This window comes from Polynucleobacter sp. MWH-UH25E, assembly GCF_018687095.1.
In the GTDB taxonomy this organism is placed as follows: Bacteria; Pseudomonadota; Gammaproteobacteria; order Burkholderiales; family Burkholderiaceae; genus Polynucleobacter.
On sequence record NZ_CP061286.1, the window covers coordinates 433,156 to 458,561 of the forward strand.

Below are 25,406 nucleotides of genomic sequence, written 5' to 3' on the forward strand. Positions count from 1 at the left end.
TTACTGTGTTGAGCTAGAGCTATCGGGGTGCTTCACAATCACTCTGCGAGAATCACGTCCTACTTCTTGCATTGGCAGATTTAATCCTTGAAGCTCAATAAATACCTCGGGCACCATGATCGCGTAGGCGCTCTGATCTTCTTTCCAGCGAGCCATGAAGGTTTCCATGGTTGGCACCCAAAGATCAGGCTCTTGATTGACTCCAAACTCGAGCTCATCAGGCGATTGCACCATGATCATGGTTCTGCCTAAATAGAACGGCACTGTATGGTCTAGTAAACGTACAGAGTAGAAGTTCACTTTCTCCGGAATGGTGGATTTCACTTGATTCACAAGATCAATTCCAGATACTGCGCGACCTAAAGTTTCATGACCTGTGCCTGCGATGATGGCGCATAAGAAAAAGCCCCATGCAAAACTCACGATGCTGCTGATGCCGTTTCGTTTGGATTGAAAGCTTGCATAAAGATTAAATATAAGCAAAGCAATTAGTGCGGCAATAATCCAATAAACATATTGTGCATAGGCTTCAATTTCATCGGACCTAGCTTGCTTGCCAATTTCAGATAAGAAGAAAAATCCGATAGCAGCCAATAATGCAAAACCAATTGTCTGTAACTTCCATGAAAAAGACATGGAGTTAGTGTGCCCAAGTAAGCGATCGAGGCGATTTCCAATTAACAATGCAAGAGCCGGAAAAATAGGGATGATGTATCCAGGCAGTTTTGAATGGGAGATGCTGAAAAAAACAAAGATCACAATAAACCAGCAACTGAGTAACCACCCACAAGAGAAAGTTCTTGAACGCTCTTGCCATGCCTGCGCAATAGAGCCAGGGAGTTGCGCAATCCAAGGCAGAAGACCAATCAGCAACAGTGGCACAAAGTAATAGATGGGCCCAGTCCTGCTATGAGCATCTTGTGTGAAGCGTTGTAGGTGCTCATGAATAAAGAAAAATTCCAAGAACTCTGGATTGCGTTGGGCTACCAAAATAAACCACGGGGCAGTGATCACTAAAAATAAAATAAGTCCACTGAATAAGCGTAAGCGCGTCCAGATCTTCCAATCCCATGCGCTAATCGAATAGATAACAAAAACCATTGCCGGTATTGCTGCACCAATTAGGCCTTTTGAAAGAGTTGCTAGTGCCATAAAGATCCAGCATGCCCACATCCAATTGCGACAACTCGATTGAGTTTGCGAAGTTTGCGCAATTAAGAGGCTACATAGTGCGGCAACCAAAAATGCGGACAAGCCCATATCTAAAGAATTGAAGTGTCCGCTAGTGACCCACATTGGACTCGAGGCTAAAACAACAGCCGCCAACCATCCAGCTCTAGCGTTATAAATTTTTGCGCCAGTAAATCCAATTGCCAGAATAGTTAAAAAGCCTGTGAGTGCAGTCCAGAATCTGGCTTGCCAATCACCAATGCCAAATAGATGAAATGTGGTGGCAGTCGCCCATATTTGCAGCGGCGGCTTTTCGAAATACTTGTAGCCGTTGTAGCGAGGAGTAACCCAATCACCAGTGACAAGCATTTCTCGGGCCATTTCTGCGTAACGTCCTTCATCCGAAGGAATGAGGTGGCGATAGTTTAGGGTTCCAAACCAGAGTGCCGCATAGATCAGTATTAGCAGCAGAATTTTGCCGGGGTGGAGGGCGGATGACTGCCGAATTTGGCCAAATTGCATTAGTTGGGTTCCACAATCAAGGCCAAAAGAACTTTTCGGCCTTCCCCAACGAGGATGTTGTAGGTACGGCAGGCGGCTTGTGAGTCCATGATTTCAAAGCCAATTTTGGCTGAAATCAGCCCTTTTAGAAGCTCAGGCTTGGGAAATTGCTGGCGACTGCCGGTTCCAATCAGAATCAATTCTGGCTTGAGATCCACCATTTGGCTGAAATGGTCAGCATCTAGGTCGCTAAAGGACTTTGCTGGCCATTCCAGGGTGGCGCCATCCGAGCTCAAAAGGACGCTGTGCTTGTATGGAGTTTGGTTGATCTCCACGTAGCCATCGCCATAGCCAGTGATCGTATTGGCTCCAGAATGGGGGTCAGATTGAAGCTTCAAGTGCACTCTCTGTCATAATTATGAGGATTATAGCTAGCTGTTTTTTCCAAGATTTCAAGAACTTACCCTTTAATTTATTGTGAAACCCATCCTAAAGTCCCAAAAACTCGATAACGTCTGTTATGACATTCGTGGGCCTGTGCTTGAGCTTGCTCAGCGCATGGAGGAAGAGGGTCACAAAATCATCAAATTAAACATCGGAAACGTGGGTGTTTTTGGTTTTGATCCTCCTGAAGAGATTCAGTTGGACATGATTCGTAATTTGAGTAATGCCTCTGCTTACTCTGATTCCAAGGGTATTTTTGCTGCCCGTAAAGCCATCATGCAGTATTGCCAAGAAAAAGGCATTCAAGGCGTAGCGCTTGATGATGTCTACACCGGTAATGGTGTTTCTGAGCTCATCGTGCTTTCGATGAATGCGCTCTTAAATGATGGCGATGAAGTGTTGGTGCCAACGCCAGACTATCCTTTGTGGACTGCTGCAGTAAGTTTATCTAGTGGCACCCCTGTCCATTATCTTTGTGATGAGTCAAAAGATTGGGCGCCAGATCTAAATGATCTTCGTAAAAAAATTACACCTAAGACAAAAGCGATTGTGGTGATCAATCCGAACAATCCAACGGGTGCAATTTATTCAAAAGAAGTATTGCTTGAGCTCACACAGATTGCCCGTGAACATGGTTTGATTTTGTTTGCTGATGAGATCTACGACAAGATGTTGTATGACGGTGAGAAACATATTTCTTTAGCCTCTTTGTCCACCGATGTTGTCATTATCACTTTTAATGGTCTATCCAAGAACTACCGTTCATGTGGCTACCGCGCTGGCTGGATGGTGGTTTCAGGGGATAAAGAGATGGTGCGTGACTACATTGAAGGCCTCAATATGTTGGCTTCCATGCGTCTCTGCGCAAACGTTCCAGGTCAATACGCCATTCAAACTGCTTTGGGTGGATATCAAAGTATTAATGATTTGGTTGGTGAAGGTGGGCGCTTAGCCAAGCAGCGTGATCTTGCATGGAAACTTATCACTGATATTCCTGGCGTGTCATGCGTAAAACCAAAATCCGCTTTGTATTTATTTCCAAAGTTGGATCCTGAGGTTTACTCAATTGAGGATGATCAGCAGTTTGTTGCCGATCTCTTGAAAGAAGAAAAAGTATTGTTAGTGCAGGGCTCTGGTTTCAACTGGGGTAAGCCTGATCATTTCCGCGTAGTGTTCTTGCCTCATGAGGATGTATTGAAAGAGGCTATTGGACGTCTTGCGCGTTTCCTCGAGCGTTATCGCAACAAGCATGGCCGTAAGGCTTCTACAACCGCAGCAAAGGCATCATGAAACCGATTCAAGTAGGTCTATTAGGTATTGGCACCGTTGGTGGTGGCGTGTTCACTGTTCTTGAACGCAACCAAGATGAAATTACTCGCCGTGCAGGTCGTGGCATTCGTATTAATACTGTTGCCGATCTAAATGTAGACCGCGCCAAAGAGATTGTTAAGGATCGCGCGCAGGTAGTAAATGACGCTCGTGCAGTGATCAATAATCCTGAGATTGATATCGTTGTTGAGTTAATTGGTGGCTATGGCATTGCTAAAGATCTGGTACTAGAGGCAATCGCTGCTGGTAAGCATGTGGTTACTGCAAATAAGGCCTTGATCGCTGTTCATGGCAATGAGATTTTTAAAGCTGCGCATGCAAAAGGCGTAATGGTGGCTTTCGAGGCTGCTGTCGCTGGTGGGATTCCGATCATCAAGGCTTTGCGTGAGGGTTTAACTGCAAATCGCATCGAGTGGATTGCCGGCATCATCAATGGCACTACGAATTTCATTCTTTCTGAAATGCGTGATAAAGGCCTCGACTTTGAAACCGTATTGAAAGAAGCGCAACGTTTAGGTTATGCAGAGGCTGATCCTACTTTCGATATTGAAGGCGTAGACGCAGCTCATAAAGCAACCATCATGAGCGCGATCGCATTCGGTATTCCGATGCAGTTTGAAAAAGCGCACATTGAAGGTATCACTAAGTTAGCTGCAATTGATATTCGTTATGCAGAGCAGTTGGGCTATCGCATCAAGCTGCTCGGTATTGCTAAAAAGACACCTGGTGGTGTTGAATTGCGCGTGCATCCAACATTAATTCCTACAAAACGTTTGATCGCAAACGTAGAGGGTGCAATGAATGCGGTTCAAGTATTTGGCGATGCAGTGGGCACTACTTTGTATTACGGCAAAGGCGCTGGATCAGAACCAACCGCCTCCGCAGTGATTGCCGACTTAGTAGACATCACTCGTTTACTCAGCGCAGATGCAGAGCATCGTGTGCCATATTTGGCTTTCCAACCAGATGCTGTACAAAACACCCCTGTTTTGCCGATTGGCGAAATCACAACCAGTTACTACTTGCGTATGCGTGTAGCTGATCAAGCTGGCGTGCTTGCGGACATCACCAAAATCTTGGCATCACATGGTGTATCTATTGATGCACTCTTACAGAAAGAGGCGGATGAGGGCGAGAGTCAAACGGATTTGGTTGCATTGACTCACGAGACTAAAGAAAAAAATATGCTTGCGGCAATTAAGGAGATTCAAGATCTCAAAACAGTTGCAGGGGAAGTAGTCAAGATCCGTTTAGAAAATCTGTCTTAAGTAAGATTCGGCAAACATATGCGTTACCAATCCACTCGTGGCAATAGTCCACAACAATCTTTTTTAGAAATTCTGCTGGGTGGATTGGCGCCAGATGGCGGTTTGTACCTTCCAACTCAGTATCCGCAAATTACACCCGCCCAATTAGATTCTTGGCGTGGTTTGTCATACGCTGACCTCGCTTATGAAATTCTGAGCTTGTATTGCGATGACATTCCTGAAACTGACTTACGTGCTTTATTACGTAAGACTTATACAGAGCAAGTCTATTGCAATGGTCGTCCACAAGATAATGCGAAAGACATCACACCATTACATTGGTTGGGCGAAGAGCACGGTACTCGCATCGGCTTATTAAGCCTTTCTAATGGCCCAACATTAGCATTTAAAGATATGGCTATGCAGTTATTGGGCAACCTGTTTGAATATGCCCTTAAACGTGCTGGTCAACAGCTCAATATTTTGGGTGCCACTTCAGGTGACACTGGCAGTGCCGCAGAATACGCTATGCGTGGCAAAGAAGGCGTTAAGGTATTTATGCTTTCACCGCGGGGAAAGATGAGCGCCTTCCAGTCTGCGCAAATGTATTCCCTGCAAGACCCAAATATTTTTAACTTAGCGGTTGCCGGCGTCTTTGATGACTGTCAGGATATTGTTAAGGCGGTAAGTAACGATCACGCGTTTAAAGCGAAGAATCAAATTGGTACAGTGAACTCGATTAACTGGGGACGCGTAGTAGCTCAAGTGGTCTACTACTTTCAAGGTTACTTGTTAGCAACTAAATCCAGCTCTGAAAAAGTATCGTTTACGGTTCCATCAGGCAACTTTGGCAATGTTTGCGCGGGTCATATCGCTCGCATGATGGGCTTGCCAATTGAGCATCTGGTTGTAGCAACAAATGAAAACGACGTATTAGACGAGTTCTTCCGCACTGGCGTTTATCGTGCTCGCAAGTCCGCAGAAACATTGCATACATCAAGCCCTTCGATGGATATCTCTAAAGCCAGCAACTTTGAGCGTTTTGTTTTCGACTTTATGGGTCGAGATGGAAAGGCAACTGCAAACATGTTCAAGCAGGTAGATGAGGCGGGTGGCTTTGATATATCAAAAGACGCCGTCTTTAAAAACTTGGGTCAATATGGTTTTCAGTCAGGCCGCAGCATCCATGCTAATCGTCTAGATACGATCCGCGATATTGAGAAGAAATACGGCATCATGATCGACACGCATACTGCCGATGGTGTAAAAGTAGCGCGCGAACATTTGCAAGCTGGTGTACCTATGATTGTTTTGGAAACAGCCTTGCCAATTAAGTTTGAAGAAACTATTCAGGAGGCTTTGGGTCGTCCAGCTGAATGCCCTCCTGCATTCCAAGATATCAAGTCCAAGCCGCAACGCGTAGTCAATATCGACGCCGATGTAAATCAAGTGAAAGATTTTATTGCTACGCATCTCAATTAAACATTCAGAGATAAGCCAGTAATCAGTATTGTTATGACTAAGCCACCCATGTTGACTGCGCAGCAGGCCTTAGACCACTTGCTCTCACATGCAAAGCCTGTTCATGAAAATGAAAATGTTTCGGTACAGGCTGCTTTAGGTCGCGTGCTTGCTGAGAATGTTCAGTCTCTAGTAGACGTTCCGCCTTTAGATAACACTTCGATGGATGGATATGCGGTTCGTACTGCTGATACCGCTTCTTCTGGACAGGTGTTGCGAGTGGCACAGCGAATTCCAGCGGGGTCGGTTGGTACGCAGTTAGAACCAGGCACGGCGGCACGTATATTTACTGGTGCACCTATTCCTCCAGGTGCGGATGCGGTGGTGATGCAAGAAGATTGCGCTATTCCCGAGGGATCTATTGATCAGGTACAGGTAAATACTGTGCCCACGGTTGGTCAATGGATACGTCGTCGAGGTGAGGATTTGAGTGCTGGTAAGACGGCGCTGACTGCAGGTATTTTCTTGCGACCACAAGAATTAGGGGTTGCTGCTTCAGCAGGTCTAACCCATTTGAATGTAAAGCGGCGTGTGAGAGTTGCTGCGTTCTTTACTGGCGATGAATTAGCCCTTCCAGGCGAGCCTTTAAAACCTGGCGGTATTTATAACTCCAATCGCGATACCTTATTGGCTTGCCTTCGTGCTTTAGGCTGTGATGCTAGTGATTTGGGTATTGTTCCCGATCGTTTAGATGCAACTCGAGAGGCTTTGCGTCGCGCAAGCAAAGATCATGACCTCATTATTACTTCTGGTGGGGTCTCGGTTGGCGAGGAAGATCACATTAAGCCTGCGGTGACTGCCGAGGGCAGATTGGATCTTTGGCAGATCGCAATTAAACCTGGCAAACCTTTGGCATTTGGTGCCGTTCGAAAATCAGAGCAAGTGAATGATGGAGCTGAGGGTGAAGCGTGGTTTATTGGCTTGCCCGGTAATCCAGTATCCAGTTTCGTTACATTCTTATTGTTTGTAAGACCCTTTATTTTGAAATTACAAGGCCGCGATTCGACTTCAACAAATTCCTACTTTGTGCGCGCTGATTTTGATTGGTTAAAAGCAGATCGTCGTAATGAATTCTTGCGCGTCAAAATGAATGAGCGAGGCGGACTTGATTTATTCCCAAATCAAAGTTCTGGGGTTCTCACCAGCGCATCTTGGGGTGATGGACTGGTAGACTGCCCTCCAGGGCAGGCAATTCATAAAGGTGATCTGGTGAAGTACATTCCTTTTGATGCACTTCTCAAATAATCGGTTTACGATTAACTCATGAAACTCGAATTACGTTTTTTTGCTTCTTTGCGAGAAGTCTTGGGTACATCGCAAGAGACTATTGAGTTGCCGGAAGAAGTAAAAACAGTCTCTCAACTTCGTGCGCATCTAATTGCGCGTGGTGGAGTCTGGGCTGAAGCCCTTGCAGAAGGAAAGTCATTGCGCTGCGCTCTTAATCAAACCATGGTCGATGCTAATGCTACTTTGATAGACGGTGCTGAGGTAGCATTTTTTCCGCCAGTAACCGGAGGCTAGTGTGACTAAACCTTTAATCCGTGTTCAAGAAAACGATTTTGATGTAAGTGCAGAAATTGCAGCGCTTCGAAAGGGTGATCCTAGAGTCGGAGCAGTTGTTACTTTTCTAGGTACTGTGCGCGATTTAAATGATGGCAGTCAAGTCAAGGAAATGACCCTAGAGCATTACCCTGGCATGACTGAAAAAGCCCTTGAGGAAATTGTTACTCAGGCTAAATCTCGCTGGGATATCTATCAAGCTCTAGTAATTCATCGTGTGGGACCATTGTTGCCGGAGGATCAAATTGTTTTGGTTGCCGTCACGAGTGCGCACAGAGGTGAAGCATTTTCCGCTTGTGAGTTCATCATGGATTTTCTAAAGACTGCGGCCCCATTTTGGAAGAAAGAAGAAACCCCTGAAGGCGGCCGTTGGGTAGATGCGCGCGTCACCGATGACGTTGCCATGGCCCGCTGGAAAAAATAGTCAGCCTTCACCACCTCTAGGGTTATCTTGATTGAAGGATCTTGGTAATTAGGAATGCGTTACGGCGGAAATTCCGGAAACCAGATCTGGATACAAGCAATCTGATTCTAGGGTCTGTAGATAGCCGCTGCGTTGTGCCATTTCATGCGGTTGATGGTCAAGGCCGCAGATGATGAGTTTGATATTCCGAATTTTGCATAAATGCGCTAGTTCGGTAATGGCTTCCATTCCAGAGGTATCGATGTAAATTACGTTCTTTAAATCTAGAAGCAATATTTGTGATGGCAGCTTTTGCTCAATTTTCTCAAGGAGTTTTACTGCGCCAAAAAAGATTGCGCCATAAATACGGTAGGCATCAATTCGGCCTTGATGGTTTTCTAGTGCTGGATAGTGCTGAATATCAGCTAGTTCGCACCGTGACAAGCTGGATATGCGGTAGATGAAGGTAATAAAAGCAAAGAGCAACCCCACTTGAACTGCGACAGTAAGGTCGAGGATGACTGTGAGCAAGAATACGCTCAGAATCGTGAGACGATAAGGTAAGCGAAACTGTTTGAGATCAACAAACTTACGCCACTCACCCATATTCCATGCAACGTACATCAGAATAGCTGCCAGACTTGCCAAGGGAATATCTTTTGCTAATGGGGCAGCAAACAGCACTACGATTAATAGCGTGCAAGCATGCACAATTCCAGCGATTGGTGTTGTTCCGCCACTTTCAATATTGGTGACTGTCCTGGCAATCGTGCCGGTTGCTGGCATCCCGCCAAAAAATGGGCTGACTAAATTCGCTACGCCTTGTGCCATCAGCTCTTGGTTCGAGTCATGGCGATCATGAATCAAGCCATCAGCAACGCGTGCGCAGAGCAAAGATTCAATTGCACCTAGCAAGGCAAGAGTTAGGGCGGGTGTGACCATATACTGCGCAGTACCCCAGCTAATTGGGATCCACTCAAAATGCGGCAAGCTTGATGGAATGCCGCCAAAGCGACTGCCAATCGTATCTACCGGCAGGTTGAATAAGCCTGTGACCACAGTAGCAATTGCCATTGCTACAACCGTGCCAGGAAGATGACCAAGCCACCCTAATTTTTTCTGAATGAGTTTCCAGATCACAATAATGATCAGACTTGTGCTAGCAAGACCTAGAGCTACGATGTTGACTGTATCAGCGGCGGCATAAAGTGCCTGCACCATGGGAAAAAATTGCGCAGGCATTTTCTCAATGGTGAGACCAAAAAAATCTTTGATTTGAGAAAGCCCAATCAAACAAGCGATTCCGTTGGTAAAGCCAATGATGACCGCGATGGGAATGAAGCGCACCAAAGTGCCTAACCTAAAAACTCCCATAAGAAATAGTAGTACCCCAGACATTGCAGTGGCAAGCATTAGGTTTGGAATGCCGTAGCGCTCTACGATGCCATACACAATCACAATAAATGCGCCAGCTGGTCCACCGATCTGTACACGGCTACCGCCAAGAAGAGAGATGAGTCCGCCAGCAACAATCGCGGTAAAGATGCCGGCTTCTGGTTTGAGGCCACTAGCAATTGCAAATGCCATTGCTAAGGGTAGGGCAACAATGCCAACCGTAATTCCGGCTAATACATCTTTAGTAAAAAGACTGCGGTTATAGCCTTTAAGGGAGCCCAGAATTTTTGGGTGAAAAATGATCATGGGTTTAGTGGAATCGATTGCCTACCCAATAGGCAATGCCAGAACAGAGGGCGGTCACAAAAGATCCCCAGGCAATATCAATGAATGCCAGCTTAGTTGGAAAGTTTCGAATGACGGCAAGATTTGTCAGGTCGTAGGTCATGTAGCAGAATAGGCCGAATAAAGCCCCGTATATCAGAGCATCACCGCAGGACTGTTTTGACATGGCTGGAATAATTACAAAAACACACACCCCAAGGGCATATATCAAATAGAAAGCTAAGGCTGCGAAGAGTTTTGGTTCGCTAGCCATCAAATCACCCATTTCATCGCGATAGAGGTTTTTTGCAATCCCTAACAACCAGACTAAATCGACCGTCAATAGGCAGGCTAGAAACGATAGGTAGACCCCAAAATATTTGAGCAATTAATTTACCTTTTGATCTTTTATAGGCGAATAATAAGCATTATGATGGAAAGAGTAGATTGGTAGTTAATTTAAAGGAGATTGGTATGTTTAAGCATTTATTGGTACCGGTAGACGGTTCAGATATCAGTAAAAAGTCACTCAAAAAGGTGGCTGAACTTGCTAAGGCAGATGGCGCAGCCGTGACTTTAGTTTATGTATCCGATCCCCTGCCGCCTTTGGTCTATTCCGATAGCACTATGGGTTATGGAATTTCTGCTAAAGAGCATAAAACCGCTTGTGAGGCTTATGCAAAAGATGTCTTTAAAAAGGCGGCAACCGCTTTAGGGGCTAGCATTAAAGCAAAGACTTTGCATATTGCAAACACTAATCTATCTGAAGGTATTTTGGATGGGGCGAAGAAGGCGAAGGCTGATGTGATTGTGATGGCCTCTCATAAGCGAACTGGCATCAAAGGCATCTTACTAGGAAGTGAAACACATGAAGTGATCGTGCACTCGAAGTTACCAGTATTGGTATTGGGTTAACCAGGCACTCTTCCCTAAAGCGCAAAAATAAAGGGGTTCATTTGAACCCCTTTATTTATTCCACATTCTCATGCTTCTGATAGTTAGCGTTTTATCGGACTTCCTAGTAACAAAATTTCTCTTGTTAGCTGACCACTTTCATTGTCACGCATAGACCATAAATCCAGTTGAGTTTTTGAGGCATAGGGGTCAACGTAGATACCATCTTTCCTGAGTTCAAAGTGGAGGTGGGGCCCTGTTGATCTACCAGTTGAACCAACATAACCGATTTCAAAACCTCTTCTCACTTCATTTCCTAATTCCAGTTCATTGTTGTAGTTGCTTAGGTGAGCATAGTAAGTGTGATAACCGCCAGGATGCTCTAAAACAATCAGATTGCCAAAAGCTCCGCTAAAACCAAGGTGTACTACCTTGCCATCAGCAACGCTAAAAATTGGCGTTCCAATAGGGGCGGCATAGTCGATACCCATGTGGGCACGATAGCGTTGTTTTGCTTGGGTTGGTTGGGCTGGCTTGGTTACAGTAGTATTAGCTTTAGATCGCTTTATGCTACCTGCCCGAACCATGCCTACCCCTCGTGAGATGCGTCGGTAACTTAGCGGGTTGGTCCAGAATGAGCGCTCTAACGCTTCGCCGTTGCCAGTAAAGAATGCACCCGGAATATCATTGCGGCTGACCCAAAATGCGCTAGAAAAGATTTCATTATTGCTTGGGTCGGTGATTTCGACGGCCCAAATCTGCGCCCATCTTTCGCGATCGCCAAAATCAACAATTAAGCGAACGATGCTGTTTGTGTTTTCAAGGGAATTATTATCTTCAGGGTAAATCTGCTTGATGATGGAGTTGAGCTCCCACACCAATTCAACTGGCAATTTATCGCCCAACTTGCGCTGATCATATAAAACTTCTTTGAGGGGCACCCGAATCTCAGAGAGGTTTTTAGATTCATTCTTTAATAAATCTTGTTGAAGTAAAAACCCACCAAATGCGGATGGTGTGAAAGTCCAAACTTCTGTTTTGCTATCCTGAATAGGGCCATTCATGATGCTTAGGGAGTCAAAGCGATTGCGAGTGGTAAAAGCAGCAGCGTAAGGAATACAATCTCCGCGCATACGATCGAAGAATGCTTTTGTTTGGCTTTTGAAAAACTCTGAGAATTGACGGTTGTCGATCCCAATCGAAGCGGGAAGATTATCTTCGTTGAAGTTGCGGCGCAGGCAGCCTTGAACTACCCGATAGTCTAAGTTGGCATCATTATCAAGAATGAGTTCATTCGGATTTTTCCGTTGAAAGAGCTCAGGGTTTAAGCTCATGCTCGAACCTTTGGTATTAGCCCCAGCAGATTTATCTTTAAAACCAATTTGCTTAGTGCTCTGGACCGTCACCTTTTTACGAGGCTGGTTTGTTTGAGATTGCGCCAAGGTGCTGAAGCCCATCGATAGGCTTATTGCTAAACAGGCTAGGGGGCGCTGAAATCTCTTCACAAGCCGAGTTGGAGTTAAAGCATTTTTGTTCACCCCAACATTATCTAATATTGTCGCCAAAGGCCATAAAAATTATGTTGTGGCGCAATAAATTCACATGCTTAGCTGCAAACTGACTATTCCAATACTGGCTACAATGTTTTTTTCAAAAAGGAGTTTAGATGCCGATCATCGAATCAGTCCAGGTTGCATCAGTAGCGGTGCCGCTGGATAAAGTCACCTCATTTTCAACTCGGACCGTATCTGAGCGTCACTATTGTCTCGTCAAGATTCGTGGCAAAGATGGAAATGAGGGCATTGGTTTTTGTTATGTCGGTAGCGCAGGTGGGGATATTGCCAAGATCGCGGTTGAGCAGCTCTTAGCTCCCAAATTAATTGGTCAAAATAGCCATCGTAGTGAAGGCTTGTGGATGGATATGTATAACGAATCCATTTTGCAGGGGCGTGCTGGCGCGGTAATGCGCGGTATCTCTATTTTGGATACTGCCTTGTGGGATTTAAATGCCCGCGCTGCTGGTTTGCCTCTTCACCATTATTTAGGATCCGTGGTGGATGATCGTGTGCCTGCGTATGCCAGTGGCGGTTATTACTTAGACGGTAAAACTCCCGCAAAACTTGGAAAAGAAATGGAGTCCTATGTAAAGCAGGGCTTCAAAGCGGTAAAGATGAAGGTAGGAAGGCTTTCTCCGGTCGAGGAAGAGGCTCGTGTAAAGGCTGCTCGTAAAGCAATTGGCGAAGATATTTTGCTTACTCTCGATGCGAATAATGCTTGGCGCGATCTACCAACAGCGCTGGAGTATGTCAGACGCTTTGAGGCTTACAACCCTTATTGGATTGAGGAGCCTTTCTCGCCAGATGCAATTGATCTACATGCTGCTTTAGCTCGTCAAACTACTATCAACGTTGCTACTGGCGAAATGGAAGCGGGCCGTTGGCGCTTTAGAGAGCTAATTGATGCGGGTGGCGCCGCCATTTTGCAATCCGATGCAGCCGTATGTGGTGGCATTACTGAGTGGCGCCGTATCTCTGCTTATGCGGATGCAAAGGGTATTACCGTGTGCCCACATTGGATGCATGATTTGCATGCCCCATTAGTGGCGGCGACTCCAAATGCAAGGTTCGTAGAGTTTTTCTTGGATGATCAAGTTTTAAATTTCCGTCGCTTAATCAACAAACAGCTGACTTTTAAGAATGGCGATTTGATCCTGCACAAAACGCCTGGTTTGGGTTTTGAGTTTGATGAAGCGGCTATCAAGAGGTACGCCGGTAAAGATGCTTGGAAAAAGATTTCGAAGTAGTTCGCAATTCTTTAAAGCCTAAGCCTCCTAACTAAAAAGCCCGCGATAACTTAGTCGCGGGCTTTTGTTTTATTGATGAATCAATTTATACGGATTTAGGTCGTAGTTTGAAATGGCGAATAGTTTGAGTGATGATTACCAAGCCAAAGCCGATGAAACCAACGAGATCCGCTTCGGTGGATGGATAAGCTAGCGCTACGCCAGATGCCACCATGATGACGCGTTCAAAAACTTTGGTCTTCTCAATAAACCAGCCTTGTAAGCCGCCGGCTAGGCAGATGATGCCAACCACAGCTGTAAATGACACCCAAGCAATTTGCATCCAATCTGCTTTCTCTAGGGCGTCAGTAGAGCCCATCAATAGCAGGCTTACCCCAGATTTGTCTAAGACAAACATAAAGGGAACCAAGATTGCTGGAGCAACATACTTCCAAGTCTGTAAAGTGGTTTTATAAGGGTTGCCTTTACAAATTGCGGCAGCTGCAAATGGAGAGAGTGCAGTAGGAGGGGACACCTCAGACAATACAGCGTAGTAAAAGATGAACATATGGGCGGCGAATGCTGGAACGCCCAAGTTAATGAGGGCAGGTGCGGCAATCACTGCGCAAATGATGTAAGAAGCGGTTACAGGAACCGCAAGGCCGACAATCCAAACAACAAGCGCCGTGAAGATAGTAGTGAGAAGTAATGAGCCACCTGCGTACTGAATTACGATGGAGCTAAATTTCAGGCCAAGCCCAGTGAGGGTGACTGTGCCAACAATGAGACCTGCGCCAGCACAAGTTGCTGCAATGGCTAAAACACCTGTGGATCCTGATGCCAGAGCCTTGGTTAGGTTGGAGTTGTAAAGACCAGAAAGAATTGGTTCTTTTCCTTTAAACCATGCCCATGGAATGATGGCGGTATCTTCGCGCAACATGCTCGATAGTGCTGAGACGACAGTTGCCCAGAACACGGCCATCACTGGAGAGAAGCCCAACAGCATAAATACCACGATAGAAATCAGCGAGAAGAAATGGAACCAATATTTTTTGGTGAGCTGCCAAGCAGTTTCAACGGATTCAAAATGAATATTCTTCATTCCATATTTGCGCACATCAATTTCTACCATGACAAACAAACCAAGATAGAACAAGATGGTCGGAATGGTAGCCATCAAGAGAACATCGAGGTAGGAGATTTTGAGGAAGTCCGCAATCAGGAATGCGGCAGCGCCCAATACTGGCGGAGAAATAATCGCACCCAATCCACCTGCGGCCAATAATCCGCCCGCCGCATTTTTCTCGTATCCCACTTTTTCTAACATCGGTGCAGCAACTGAGCCAACAGTAACTGTAGTGGCAACACCTGAGCCAGATGGGCCACCCAATAAGAAGGAGGACATGACAATCGTTCTGCCAACGCCTGAGGACTTGCCACCCATGGCTGCAAATGAAAAGTCGATAAAGAATTTGCCTGCGCCAGTAAATTGAAGGAAGGCGCCAAAAATAGTGAAGAGAATAATCAGCGTTGCAGAGACGTCTACGGCTGTTCCGTATATGCCTTCTAGCGTCATATACATATAGCCCACTAGGCGATCGAGATCGTAGCCTTTATGGGTCCATGGTGCTGGTAAGTAATTTCCAAATAGTGCATATAGTAAGAACAAGATAGTGACGCTAACCAAGATCATGCCGTTTGTGCGACGGACGCTTTCAAGGATGAGCAAAATCAGGGCGATTCCCACCATGACATCTGTTGGGTTAGGTGCGGTGTTGCGATCCATGAAATCATCGCCACCACTGAGTATGTAATAAGAAATCGCGATAGATCCGATTGCAAACACAATGTCCCAAGGCATTAGGCGATTCTTGAAGCGAGCTGCGATTGGGAAGCTCAAAAATACTAAAAATAGAACCAGCGCAACGTGAATAACACGTAATTGCTGGGTTGGTACGATAGAGTAAGCGGCATATAGGTGAAACAGAGACATGCCGACTGCAACCAAGGTGATGAACTTAGCTAATAAACCTTTGTAGTCATTAGAGTCGCCTTCTTCTTGCTTGATAAACGCGTCTAGCTTTTCTTGGGTCTCGTTATCGATGACGTTTTGATTCATGTCTCAACCTATTATTTGTAGTTTTTGTGTGTTTATGAACTGCTCTAAATCAAAAGGGGCGAGATTAACTCACCCCTTGTTTCTCGTTTAGTTAACTTTGATGTTTTTCTCTTTGTAGTACTTCAGGGCGCCTGGATGGAAGTCAACGGGCGATGCTTTTGCCTTCTGATTATCAAGGCTCACATTCATATATTCTTGATGAGTGCGAACTAGATCCAGCTTGTTGTCAAAAATAGCTTTGGTAATTTTGTAGGCCTGATCATCTGGCATGCTAGCGTTGACAACCAAAATGTTGGCGACGGCCGCTACCTTGTTGTCCTTTGTCATGCCGCTATAAGTTGCTTTTGGAATGTTGGCGGCAAAGTAAATATTGCCGTACTTCTTATTCATGGCGGCAACTTCGGCATCCGTATCTACCATCACAATCTTGGTTCCGGGGGTATTAGCAAGGTCAGTTACTGCTGCAGTAGGTAATCCTCCAACCCAGAAGAAAGCATCAATTTTGCGATCCTTAACAGCATTTACAGACTCGGCAACGCTAAGACGCTCGCGCTTCACATCTTTATCTTTATCAAGTCCAGCCGCTTCAAGCAAACGGAACGCCATTACTTCTGTAGCGCTTCCAGGGGCGCCAGTGCTGATGCGTTTGCCTTTGAGGTCTTTCATAGACTTAATGCCAGTTGAGTCAACTGTTACTACATGCATTAAGTTTGGATACAGAACCACTAAAGTTCTGAGATCTACTTTCTTGCCGTTGAACTTGCCCTCACCAATTTGGGCATCTTTAGCGGCATCAGCCATAGAGAAGCCAACATATGGTTTGCCACTGCCGATGAGATTGAGATTGTCTACAGAGCCGCCAGTGACTTCGGCTGTTGCAGACATCCCAGGAACTTTGCTGGATAGCACAGAGGCTAAACCACCGCCCATTGGGTAGTAAACGCCGCCAGTTCCACCAGTGGCGATGGAGATATTTTGCGCTTGAGCGCTCATCCATAAAAAGCTAAATGAGAGCGCAATGATTTTTAATAATTTCATATTAATGTCTCCTAAAACTGAGATGAAGTAAATTAAAGACCAGGCATACTGAAGTTGATTTGCTTTAACTCGCTTATCAACTGCGCTTGTTGCTCAGAATTGAGCTGCATGAGTGGCGGACGAACACGCAACCACTCTGAATCATTGCTGAAATGCGCTACAGCAGTCTTCATGCCAGCAATCATTTGATACTTAGCAAATACGCTGCGTACTTTATCAAGGCCTGCTTGACGCTCATCAGCATTAGACTCTCTCCACTGTGCTGCCAGATCAGCAATCGCGTGCGGATTGACGTTCGCTGTTGCAGAGATGCAGCCTACGCCGCCTGCACGCAGAGTGCGCATTAGGAATACTTCGCTACCCGCATAAACACGGAAACCAGTCGGCGCCAATAGCTTGATCACGGATTCGGTATAAGCCCAATCTCCAGAGCTATCTTTCATACCTACTACAGTCTTTGGATACTCTTTTGTCAAACGCTCTAGCAAAGATAAGCTGAGGTTAATTTTAGTAACGGGTGGAATGTTGTAGATATAAACCTGAAGCGCATCGCTACCAACTTTCTGAATCACCTCAGAGAAGTAAGCAAACAGACCATCATCTGTTACATCTTTGTAATAGAAAGGAGGCAGCATTAATACGCCAGCGCATTTCAGATTAACTGCATGACGTGTCATGTTGACTGTAGCGTCAATCGAGGTAGCACCAGTGCCGGGCATCATATGTGCTGGATTTAAGCCGCCTTCTACCAACGCCGTGAGCGTACTCATTTTTTGCGGAGCTGACATGGAGTTCGCTTCGGAGTTTGTGCCAAATACTGCTTGGCCAACACCATTCGATTCAAGCCATTTGCATTGCTTTAATAATTTTTGGGCATCTGGGTTGCCGTCGGCCTTGAATGGCGTGAGTACTGGTGAGAGTACTGCTGGCAATGTGGAAGGATGCAAGGTAAGGGGCATGCTGACTCCGTTTTAATAATGAACTTCCGATAGAAGTGGTTGTTGTGTAAAGAAAGCCTCTAAATTATCTACTGCTAATTTGGTCATTGCCACCCGTGTTTCCGAGGTAGCACTACCGATATGGGGTGTTAATAGGACATTATCAAGTTTTAGAAACTCAGGATTTGGATTTGGTTCGTTGTTAAAGACATCGAGTGCTGCGCCAGCGAGCTTTTTATGTTGCAGTGCATATAAAAGATCAGACTCATTAACAACACTTCCTCGGGCAATGTTGATTAAAAATCCGCTTGGCCCCAGCGCCTCTAGAACGGCAGCATTAACTATATTGTCCGTATCTGGCGTTGCGGGACATGCTAGGAAAAGCACATCGCAAGCGCTAGCCAGGTCTTTTATATTTGGGTAGTAGGAGTACGGCACTGGTTTAGAGTTTGGGCCAGAGTACGCTATCTCAACCTTAAATGGCTCTAAGCGTTTTGCGAGATCTTGACCAATGCGACCCATGCCCACAATCCCAACCTTTTTGCCGGCCAGCGTGGTAGTTAATTGGAAGAGTCCTTTTGCCCAAGCACCGCTTTTGACATGCTCTTGAGACTCTGGAATGCGACGCATCAGGCTGAGCATCATGCCAATAGCGAGTTCGCAGACGGCATCGTTGAGAACTCCTGGGGTATTGGTAGCCTTAATGCCTTTTGACTTCAAGTACTCCGAGGGAAGGTTGTCGTAACCCACGCCACATGTAGATACAAGGCGAATTGTTGGGATTTGCTTAACCAAGGCCTCAGGCAGTTTGGTATTGGAGCGGACTAGGATCGCTTCAAAATTGCCTGGTGGGGGTGGCGCAGAGGGGTCTGCATGTCGGGTGGGGCTAAAGCGTCGATCAATTTCCGCTTGCATAATTTCAGGGAAATAGCCGACCTGTAACACCGAATTGACGGGAATCATGGTTGTCTCAAATTTTTATTGGAATAATGACCTCATTGTATGAGGAATTTTAAAAAAGAGGCTTAAGCCTCTCTAGGAGAACATTCATGTTATTTACCCCAGCAGAAACCAAAGTAGTTGTTGTGGGAGGCGGGACAATGGGTGCCGATGTGGCGGCGGTTTGTGCTCGCGGCGGTTGCGCAGTTCAGGTAGTAGAGCCAACAACAGAGCGTCGCGCTTTATTGCCCGATTATTTTGTCAACACCATGACCGAGTTGGGTTACGAGAATCGTATTCATTTGTTGTCAGTTGCTGGCACTCTTGAGGAAGTGGATTGGTCTGATATTGACTTGGTGATCGAGTGTGTGCCAGAGCGCTTAGATATTAAGCGCGAGTTATTTGCGAAATTGGAAAAATACGCAAAACCAGAAGCAGTATTAGCAAGCAATAGTACGAGCTTTCCAATTAGTCAAATTGCTGAAGGTTTAAAAACTCCAGCTCGTATGATCGGCCTACACTTTTTTATGCCAGCCCATTTAATTCCTTGTGTTGAAGTGATTTATGGCGCAAAAACATCGCCAATGGTTGCTGATAGTCTCACCCGTTTGATGACAGCATGCGGCATGGTTCCCGTTACAGTCAAAAAAGATTTGCCAGGCTTTTTAGCCAATCGTCTGCAACATGCTTTATCGCGTGAAGCATTTGCTATGGTAGATGCTGGCATTTGCACGCCGGAAGATATTGATAAAGCGGTGCGTTATGGCTTTGGCTTCCGCTATATCGCTGCAGGCCCAGCCATGCAGCGCGATCATGCCGGCCTTGAAATCCATGCGGCTGGCGGCACAACAATTTATCCTACCTTGAATAATTCAGCAACGATTGCGAAGTGCTTAAGTGATCGTGTTGAAAGTGGTAAGTTTGGTATGAAGACCGGCGAGGGTTTTTATTCTTGGACTTCTGAGTCTATTAAAGCAGAGCGTGAGCGCTATCAAGATGCCTTACGTGAAGGCCTGAAAATTATTCAGAAAGAATTGCCAAAAATTAAGTAATGTCGCGAATATGAAACTTGTGTAAATTTGGCGCGAGTTTATAGGTGATCAATACCACTGCTAGAGTAGCGACGCCACCAAAAATAATAGAAGGTACTAAACCCAAGAGGCTGGCTGCAATGCCAGACTCGAGGGCGCCCAATTCATTGGATGACCCGATAAAAATTCCATTGATTGCGCTGATACGACCGCGCATATTATCGGGGGTTGTGAGTTGCACGATGCTGCTGCGTATCACTACGGAAACAGAATCACAGCAGCCCGAAGCGAATAGGAAAAACGCGCATACCCATAAATGGGTAGATAAACCAAAGCCAATAATAGAAATTCCGAAACCAGCAACTGAAAGCAGTAGATATTTCCCCGAATCATTGAGGATGGGGCGGGTAGCAAGGTAGATCCCCATGAGGACGGATCCTGCAGCGGGCGCGGCACGCAAAATGCCAAGGACCTCGGGGCCGGCATGAAGAACGTCGCTCACAAAAGCTGGAAGAATGGATACGGCACCGCCAAATAGCACTGCGAACATATCCAGTGCCATGGTACTTAAGATGAGCTCATGCTTTCTGACGTAATCAAATCCCTGCATAAAGCTTTTGAGAAAGTGCGTAGTTTGCGCTGACTTTTCTCTATGTGCTTTGATCAAAGTAACGCCATAAAGGCTAACGAGCCCACAAAAGGCTGCCAAAGCATAAGTCCAGGTGAGATTGGTAAAGCCAATCATGAGGCCACCTAAGCCAGGCCCAGCCACTACGCAAATTTGGAAAGAGGCATTGCCGTATGCCATGTATTTGGTGAGTTGTTCGCGTGGAATGATTTGACCAAATAAGGCTTGGTAAGAAGGGCGCAACAATGCTCGAGCAATGCCAATAAAACCAACTGCCGTATAGATTAGTGGCACGGGTGGAGACACCCAATCTAATGCAATGGCGCATAAAAATAATGCGACGAGCACGTGAATAATTGCTGCGATTCCGGAGATGACTTTACGAGAGTAGTGGTCTACTGCATGACCTGAGTAGAGTGCCAAAGCAAAGTAGGGTACGAGTTCTGCAAGGCCAATCAATCCCAATGAAATCACGCTATGGGTAATTTCATAGAGATGCCATCCAACTGCCACCATCGTAATTTGATAGCTAAGGGTGGCGCCAATACGATAGATCAGCAGGGTTTTAAAAGCTTTGCTTGGACTCATTTTTAATGAGTTTACGGGAATTTCTGCCTTATCTGATTTATCCTTGATGCATGAAGAAAATCATTCGCGTTTGGGATTTGCCAATCCGCCTGTTTCACTGGTTGCTAGTAGCTTGCATTATTGGAAGCCTAGTGAGTATTCATTTATTTGATAGTGCAGTTGAGTTACATGCCTACTTTGGCTATTGCATTTTGACTTTGTTGGTATTCAGAGTGATTTGGGGTTTTGTGGGATCAAGGCATGCACGCTTCGCTTCATTTGTTCCTAATCGCCAATCCATCCTCAATTATCTTCAAGGTAAGTCACCGCGCTTTTTGGGGCATAACCCGATTGGCGCCTTATCGGTTTTTGCTTTGCTATTTGTTTTGTGTGTGCAAGTGGTAACTGGTTTATTTGTTGATGATGAGATCGCGTTTCAAGGACCGCTTGCTAAATATGTCCCTAGTGCCATCGTATCTTTTTTATCTGAGATACATGAAGGCAACCAGGTCATTATTTACACGCTAATTACCATTCATATTGCTGCCATCTGGTACTACAAGAGATTCAAAGGTGAAAACTTAATTAAACCAATGATTACGGGTGATAAAGAAATTGACCCAAGCGAGGAAGCAAATTATTTGCCTTCTGACTTGGGTCATGGCTCCAAGGATGGAGCGTTGCAACGGGGTTTAGCTTTATTGCTCTTAAGCCTGATTGCCGTTGCTATGGGTTACTTGATTACGCGTTAAAAAAGCGCCTTATTTTTTCTTGAAATCATCATGGCAGTTTTTGCAGCTTGCGCCTGCTGCGCCAAATGCTTTCTTGATGCTTTCTAAATCACCAGATTGTGCAGCGGTATTTAGATTGGCAACAGCAAGTTGCATCTTTTCAGAAGCGGCTTTGAACTTCGCGTTATCAGACCAAATATCTGCTTGTGCTTTACCACCCTCAGTACCAGGACCAAAAGCTTGCCATGGCAAAGTTGATAGTGTAGCTACAACTGCAGCATTTTTTGCAACCTCATCTTTGTTATAAGGCGCTTCACCTTTAACAACGGCACCAATTTTTCCAAATGAATTCGCCATTACGGTAAATGCACTTTGACGATACTTGATGGCATCTTCTGAGTTTTTAAATTGCGCAATTGCTGTGCCAGCGCCGATTGCAAGAATCGTAGCTGAGCTAATTAAAGCTAGTTTCTGCAGTTTCATAGAGAACCTCTTATACGTTATGGTGTGAATGGAGACCGCCTACCGTGAAATCAGCATACTCCAGATTATTGGATTTTGCTGAACGCTTTTAAAACAGCATTTGCAGGGGGTAGGTAAGTAGATAAATTGCGCCCTTAAAAAACGCCATCAAAGGATCCATCCAAAGGGCACCAATAATGCCGGTGAACACAAGACCTAAGACAATAAAGAATCCCCAGGGTTCTAGTTTTCCAAATGCAATCGACTGTCTTGTTGGTAATAAGCCAGCAAGAATGCGCCCACCATCAAGCGGCGGTAATGGGAAGAGGTTGAAAACAAGTAGACCAAGATTCCAGAGGATGCCCGCTTGCGCCATGGCAATAAAAAACTTTTCATCGATTCCTAGGCCCACAAGCAAAATTAATAAGACTGCCCAAATCAAGGCTTGAATAAAGTTGGAGCCTGGCCCCGCTAGAGCAACCCAAATGGAATCGATTCTAGGATTGCGTAGGCGACCAAAATTGACTGGGACTGGCTTGGCATAACCAACTAAAAAAGGAGAGCCTGCCAAAATCAATGCCAAGGGAATCAAGATGGTACCAACGGGATCAATATGCTTGGCGGGATTGAGGCTAACTCGCCCCAACATATAGGCTGTGTTGTCTCCAAATCTACGGGCAGCGTAGCCATGGGCTGCTTCATGGATGGTGATGGCAAAAATCAAGGGAATCGCATTAATTGCGACAGCTTGGATAGAATAGTCAGTAATCATGGCAATATGATATCCATAGGAGCTAAAAGTGACTGACGATAAGAAATCTGATCCCAAGACCCCCGCAAAACCGGTTGCTGCCAAGCCGCCAGCCCGCCCCTTAGCCCCCAAAGGCCCATCTGGCCCTGCTGGAAGGCCTCAGGCTGGCTTTGGCGGCGGAAAAGGCATGATGCGTAAGGCTGGCCGCGGTCGATAGTGGATAATTACATTCATTATTAATGTGTTTACAGAGGATTTAGCATGAACGAATGGCATAACGAATCTAAAGAAGAAGTTAACAAAAAGATCATTACTTTGATCGTGATGTTGGCTGCTGCAACTAGCTTGGCGATTTTGTTTGCATTGGTAGCTGCTCATACTGGTTACGTATTCGGTTAATTAACCTGAATGACTAGCCATCGCCAACCTGCAATTTTTGCTGGCCATGGCAGTCCGATGTATGCCATTGAGCCCAACCGCTATACAGCGGCTTGGACTGCATTGGGTAAATCGCTCAAGCGGCCTGATGCCATCTTAGTCATCTCTGCGCATTGGGTAACTCGAGGAACTTGGGTTACCGCAATGGCAAAACCAAAAACGATTCATGATTTTGGTGGCTTTCCCCAAGCGCTTTTTGATATTCAATATCCCGCTCCAGGAAGTCCCGCTCTTGCTGACCGTGTGAAAGAGTTGCTAAGTGTCCCCGTTGTTCTTGAAGAGAATGAGTGGGGCATTGATCATGGCGCTTGGTCGGTACTGAAATATCTATATCCCAATGCGGATGTACCCGTTGTACAGCTAAGTCTTGATGGTTCAATGTCGGCTCGTGAACATTACGATTTAGCTAAACAATTAAAGCCTTTGCGCGACGAAAATATTCTGATTCTTTCTAGTGGCAATGTAGTGCATAACCTGCGAACAATTCACTGGCAAGACAATGCGCAGCCATATCCGTGGGCTAAAGACTTTAATGAATTCTTTGCCGCTCAAATGGATGCCAAGCATCATCAGCCATTAATAGAATGGGAGAAGTATGGCGAGGCAGCGCATCTTTCTATTCCTACACCAGAGCATTATTGGCCAGCTTTATATACCTTAGCCTTGCAATATGAAGATGAACGTGCATCTATTTTTGTAGATGGAATCGAAATGAGTTCCATCAGCATGTTGGGTTTCTCAGTTAAATAAAGAAAATATAAGACCAGAATATCAATTATGTGGTTATCTATTCTTGCAATATTTTTTGGCGCTGGTTTTGGTGCTTTGTTAAGAGCAGGATTTAATCTTTTAACCGTTGGTGCTGCATCGATTATTCCTTTGGGCACCTTGCTTTCGAATATGGTCGGTGGGTATTTAGTGGGTTTGGCTGTGGCCTACTTTGGTAATAATCCACAGCTATCGCCCGAGTGGAGGCTGTTGGTCGTGACTGGTTTCTTGGGCGGCTTAACTACCTTTTCCAGTTTTTCCGCTGAAGTGGTTGGCTTTATTCAGCGTGGCGAATTTACCTGGGCCTTGGGCACAGCTATGTTGCACCTTGTTGGCTCCTTGGTCTTAACCTTCTTGGGTATATTGACCTATCAAGCTTTGAAATAAAAAAGGGGGCTATTAGCCCCCGATTTAACAGATCAAACTATTTATTCTGGTTTGATATTCGCTGTTTTGACAACGGTACTCCACTTCGCAGATTCTGATTTGATCAGTGCCGCAAAATCTGCTGGCGTTCCACCACCAATCTCATTTCCTTGCGACAACATTAGTTCTCTCAATTGAGGATCTTTCAGCGCTTCATTAGCAGCGGCATTGAGCTTATCGATGATGGCCTTAGGTGTTCCCTTTGGCGCAATCAAACCTTGCCAGTTCAATACCTCTACTTTTGGATAGCCTGCCTCAGCAAATGTAGGCACATTAGGCAAAAGCGGTGAGCGTTTCTTGCTGGTGATCGCAATCGCACGTAATTTGTCGCCCTTGATGCTGGGCATCGCGGAATACATTTGATCAAACATCATAGTGACGTTGTCTGCCATGAGATCGGTCAAGCCTGCTGAGCCGCTCTTATACGGAACGTGAATCATATCGATTCCAGCGGCCTGCTTGAAGAGTTCGGCAGAGAGTTGGTGACTGCCGCCAATACCACCGGAAGAGTATGTGAGCACCCCAGGTTTAGCTTTTGCTGCATCTACAATTTCTTTAACGGTCTTGTATGGCGACTTTGGATTAACAACCAATACCAAGGGACCTTTTTCAATCAAAACGATTGGAAGCAAATCCGTTTCTGGGTCGTAACGAAGGTTGCCAAATAAAGTTTTATTGACGGCCATTGGTGCAAAGTTACCCATGCCAATGGTGTATCCGTCTGGGGCAGATCGAGCAATGAATTCAGTACCGATATTGCCACCTGCGCCGGGTTTGTTGTCGACAATGATGGGTTGTTTGAGAATAACACTCATCTTTTGCGCGATCTGACGACTGCGCGCATCTGATCCGCCTCCTGCGCCATAAGGTACGATGAAATTAATTGGTTTATTGGGATAGTTGGTCTGAGCAAAAGCGGTTGGTGTTGCGAGCGTGCTAACTCCTAGCAGTGCTAATGCCAAAGATTGAATGGGTTTTAGTAGATTCATATCTTTTTACT

The 25,406-nt window shown here is 45.6% G+C and carries 27 protein-coding genes; 14 read left to right on the plus strand and 13 right to left on the minus strand.

Annotated elements, in window-relative coordinates; genetic code table 11:
- Positions 1-1,692, minus strand: a complete 1,692-nt coding sequence (locus ICV39_RS02320) for a glycosyltransferase family 39 protein (RefSeq protein WP_215390293.1) — start codon at positions 1,690-1,692, stop codon at positions 1-3.
- Entirely contained in the window at positions 1,692-2,069 is a 378-nt protein-coding gene (locus tag ICV39_RS02325) for an Mth938-like domain-containing protein (protein WP_215390294.1), read from the minus strand. The genes ICV39_RS02320 and ICV39_RS02325 overlap by 1 nt, the downstream gene beginning before the upstream one ends.
- A 79-nt stretch (positions 2,070-2,148) precedes the next feature.
- On the opposite strand from ICV39_RS02325, the gene ICV39_RS02330 reads away from it, so the two are divergent.
- From ICV39_RS02330 to moaE, 6 genes are read left to right on the plus strand one after another with little or no spacing between them, the layout of a single operon-like run.
- Positions 2,149-3,405 (plus strand): pyridoxal phosphate-dependent aminotransferase, encoded by a 1,257-nt coding sequence (locus ICV39_RS02330; RefSeq protein ID WP_215390295.1) that lies wholly within the window; start codon positions 2,149-2,151, stop codon positions 3,403-3,405.
- Positions 3,402-4,712, plus strand: coding sequence for a homoserine dehydrogenase (locus tag ICV39_RS02335; protein WP_215390296.1), 1,311 nt, complete (start codon positions 3,402-3,404; stop codon positions 4,710-4,712). Before ICV39_RS02330 ends, ICV39_RS02335 begins: the two co-directional genes overlap by 4 nt.
- Positions 4,713-4,730: 18 nt before the next feature.
- The gene (thrC, locus tag ICV39_RS02340) at positions 4,731-6,173 is read left to right on the plus strand and encodes a threonine synthase (RefSeq protein WP_215390297.1); all 1,443 of its coding nucleotides are present in this window, start codon (positions 4,731-4,733) and stop codon (positions 6,171-6,173) included.
- Positions 6,174-6,221: 48 nt separating this feature from the next.
- Positions 6,222-7,457: a gephyrin-like molybdotransferase Glp gene (gene glp / locus ICV39_RS02345; RefSeq protein ID WP_215390837.1), complete on the plus strand. Its 1,236-nt coding sequence runs from the start codon at positions 6,222-6,224 to the stop codon at positions 7,455-7,457.
- Positions 7,458-7,475: 18 nt separating this feature from the next.
- The gene (gene moaD, locus ICV39_RS02350) at positions 7,476-7,733 is read left to right on the plus strand and encodes a molybdopterin converting factor subunit 1 (protein ID WP_215390298.1); all 258 of its coding nucleotides are present in this window, start codon (positions 7,476-7,478) and stop codon (positions 7,731-7,733) included.
- 1 nt (position 7,734) lies between these two features.
- Complete coding sequence (gene moaE, locus ICV39_RS02355) at positions 7,735-8,196, plus strand: molybdopterin synthase catalytic subunit MoaE (protein WP_215390299.1); 462 nt, start codon at positions 7,735-7,737, stop codon at positions 8,194-8,196.
- 48 nt (positions 8,197-8,244) lie between these two features.
- Here moaE and ICV39_RS02360 read toward each other — a convergent pair whose 3' ends face one another.
- Both ICV39_RS02360 and ICV39_RS02365 read right to left on the minus strand, forming a co-directional pair.
- A complete protein-coding gene (locus ICV39_RS02360; RefSeq protein ID WP_215390300.1) occupies positions 8,245-9,876 on the minus strand; it encodes a SulP family inorganic anion transporter in 1,632 nt (543 codons plus the stop codon).
- 4 nt (positions 9,877-9,880) lie between these two features.
- Positions 9,881-10,282: a DUF2177 family protein gene (locus ICV39_RS02365; protein WP_215390301.1), complete on the minus strand. Its 402-nt coding sequence runs from the start codon at positions 10,280-10,282 to the stop codon at positions 9,881-9,883.
- A gap of 86 nt (positions 10,283-10,368) precedes the next feature.
- On the opposite strand from ICV39_RS02365, the gene ICV39_RS02370 reads away from it, so the two are divergent.
- A complete protein-coding gene (locus ICV39_RS02370; protein WP_215390302.1) occupies positions 10,369-10,809 on the plus strand; it encodes a universal stress protein in 441 nt (146 codons plus the stop codon).
- A gap of 83 nt (positions 10,810-10,892) precedes the next feature.
- On the opposite strand, the gene ICV39_RS02375 is transcribed toward ICV39_RS02370, so the two are convergent.
- Positions 10,893-12,245, minus strand: a complete 1,353-nt coding sequence (locus ICV39_RS02375) for a M23 family metallopeptidase (RefSeq protein ID WP_251372710.1) — start codon at positions 12,243-12,245, stop codon at positions 10,893-10,895.
- Between the two features lie 209 nt (positions 12,246-12,454).
- Between ICV39_RS02375 and ICV39_RS02380 the strand changes: the two genes are divergently transcribed.
- Positions 12,455-13,591 (plus strand): mandelate racemase/muconate lactonizing enzyme family protein, encoded by a 1,137-nt coding sequence (locus tag ICV39_RS02380; protein WP_215390304.1) that lies wholly within the window; start codon positions 12,455-12,457, stop codon positions 13,589-13,591.
- Between the two features lie 85 nt (positions 13,592-13,676).
- Here the strand turns inward: ICV39_RS02380 and ICV39_RS02385 are convergent, their stop codons facing one another.
- The 4 genes from ICV39_RS02385 to ICV39_RS02400 all read right to left on the minus strand — a co-directional run bounded on the left by ICV39_RS02385 (position 13,677) and on the right by ICV39_RS02400 (position 18,628).
- Positions 13,677-15,689, minus strand: coding sequence for a TRAP transporter fused permease subunit (locus ICV39_RS02385; protein WP_215390305.1), 2,013 nt, complete (start codon positions 15,687-15,689; stop codon positions 13,677-13,679).
- Positions 15,690-15,776: 87 nt separating this feature from the next.
- Positions 15,777-16,727: a TAXI family TRAP transporter solute-binding subunit gene (locus ICV39_RS02390; RefSeq protein ID WP_215390306.1), complete on the minus strand. Its 951-nt coding sequence runs from the start codon at positions 16,725-16,727 to the stop codon at positions 15,777-15,779.
- 32 nt (positions 16,728-16,759) lie between these two features.
- Positions 16,760-17,686, minus strand: a complete 927-nt coding sequence (locus ICV39_RS02395; RefSeq protein WP_215390307.1) for a dihydrodipicolinate synthase family protein — start codon at positions 17,684-17,686, stop codon at positions 16,760-16,762.
- Between the two features lie 12 nt (positions 17,687-17,698).
- On the minus strand, positions 17,699-18,628 hold the full coding sequence (locus tag ICV39_RS02400; RefSeq protein ID WP_215390308.1) for a 2-hydroxyacid dehydrogenase: 930 nt from the start codon (positions 18,626-18,628) through the stop codon (positions 17,699-17,701).
- Positions 18,629-18,714: 86 nt separating this feature from the next.
- Here ICV39_RS02400 and ICV39_RS02405 point away from each other — a divergent pair, with 86 nt between their 5' ends.
- The gene (locus tag ICV39_RS02405; protein ID WP_215390309.1) at positions 18,715-19,656 is read left to right on the plus strand and encodes a 3-hydroxyacyl-CoA dehydrogenase family protein; all 942 of its coding nucleotides are present in this window, start codon (positions 18,715-18,717) and stop codon (positions 19,654-19,656) included.
- Here the strand turns inward: ICV39_RS02405 and ICV39_RS02410 are convergent.
- A complete protein-coding gene (locus tag ICV39_RS02410; RefSeq protein ID WP_215390310.1) occupies positions 19,649-20,851 on the minus strand; it encodes an MFS transporter in 1,203 nt (400 codons plus the stop codon). The two genes, ICV39_RS02405 and ICV39_RS02410, sit on opposite strands and share 8 nt — an antisense overlap.
- Positions 20,852-20,901: 50 nt before the next feature.
- On the opposite strand from ICV39_RS02410, the gene ICV39_RS02415 reads away from it, so the two are divergent.
- Positions 20,902-21,582: a cytochrome b/b6 domain-containing protein gene (locus ICV39_RS02415; RefSeq protein WP_215390311.1), complete on the plus strand. Its 681-nt coding sequence runs from the start codon at positions 20,902-20,904 to the stop codon at positions 21,580-21,582.
- A 9-nt stretch (positions 21,583-21,591) separates the two neighbouring features.
- Here ICV39_RS02415 and ICV39_RS02420 read toward each other — a convergent pair whose 3' ends face one another.
- Together ICV39_RS02420 and ICV39_RS02425 are read right to left on the minus strand one after the other, a co-directional pair.
- Positions 21,592-22,044, minus strand: coding sequence for a cytochrome c (locus ICV39_RS02420; RefSeq protein WP_215390312.1), 453 nt, complete (start codon positions 22,042-22,044; stop codon positions 21,592-21,594).
- Positions 22,045-22,132: 88 nt separating this feature from the next.
- Positions 22,133-22,795: a site-2 protease family protein gene (locus tag ICV39_RS02425; protein WP_215390313.1), complete on the minus strand. Its 663-nt coding sequence runs from the start codon at positions 22,793-22,795 to the stop codon at positions 22,133-22,135.
- Between the two features lie 28 nt (positions 22,796-22,823).
- On the opposite strand from ICV39_RS02425, the gene ICV39_RS02430 reads away from it, so the two are divergent.
- From ICV39_RS02430 to crcB, 4 genes are read left to right on the plus strand one after another with little or no spacing between them, the layout of a single operon-like run.
- Positions 22,824-22,991 carry a hypothetical protein gene (locus ICV39_RS02430; RefSeq protein ID WP_215390314.1) on the plus strand — a complete coding sequence of 56 codons (168 nt, stop codon included), beginning with the start codon at positions 22,824-22,826 and terminating at the stop codon, positions 22,989-22,991.
- A gap of 44 nt (positions 22,992-23,035) precedes the next feature.
- Positions 23,036-23,173, plus strand: coding sequence for a hypothetical protein (locus ICV39_RS02435; RefSeq protein WP_172793433.1), 138 nt, complete (start codon positions 23,036-23,038; stop codon positions 23,171-23,173).
- A 9-nt stretch (positions 23,174-23,182) separates the two neighbouring features.
- The gene (ygiD, locus tag ICV39_RS02440; protein ID WP_215390315.1) at positions 23,183-23,962 is read left to right on the plus strand and encodes a 4,5-DOPA dioxygenase extradiol; all 780 of its coding nucleotides are present in this window, start codon (positions 23,183-23,185) and stop codon (positions 23,960-23,962) included.
- Positions 23,963-23,989: 27 nt separating this feature from the next.
- Positions 23,990-24,367 (plus strand): fluoride efflux transporter CrcB, encoded by a 378-nt coding sequence (gene crcB / locus ICV39_RS02445; RefSeq protein ID WP_215390316.1) that lies wholly within the window; start codon positions 23,990-23,992, stop codon positions 24,365-24,367.
- A gap of 41 nt (positions 24,368-24,408) precedes the next feature.
- Here the strand turns inward: crcB and ICV39_RS02450 are convergent, their stop codons facing one another.
- The gene (locus ICV39_RS02450; protein WP_215390317.1) at positions 24,409-25,395 is read right to left on the minus strand and encodes a tripartite tricarboxylate transporter substrate binding protein; all 987 of its coding nucleotides are present in this window, start codon (positions 25,393-25,395) and stop codon (positions 24,409-24,411) included.
- Positions 25,396-25,406: the final 11 nt, after the last annotated feature.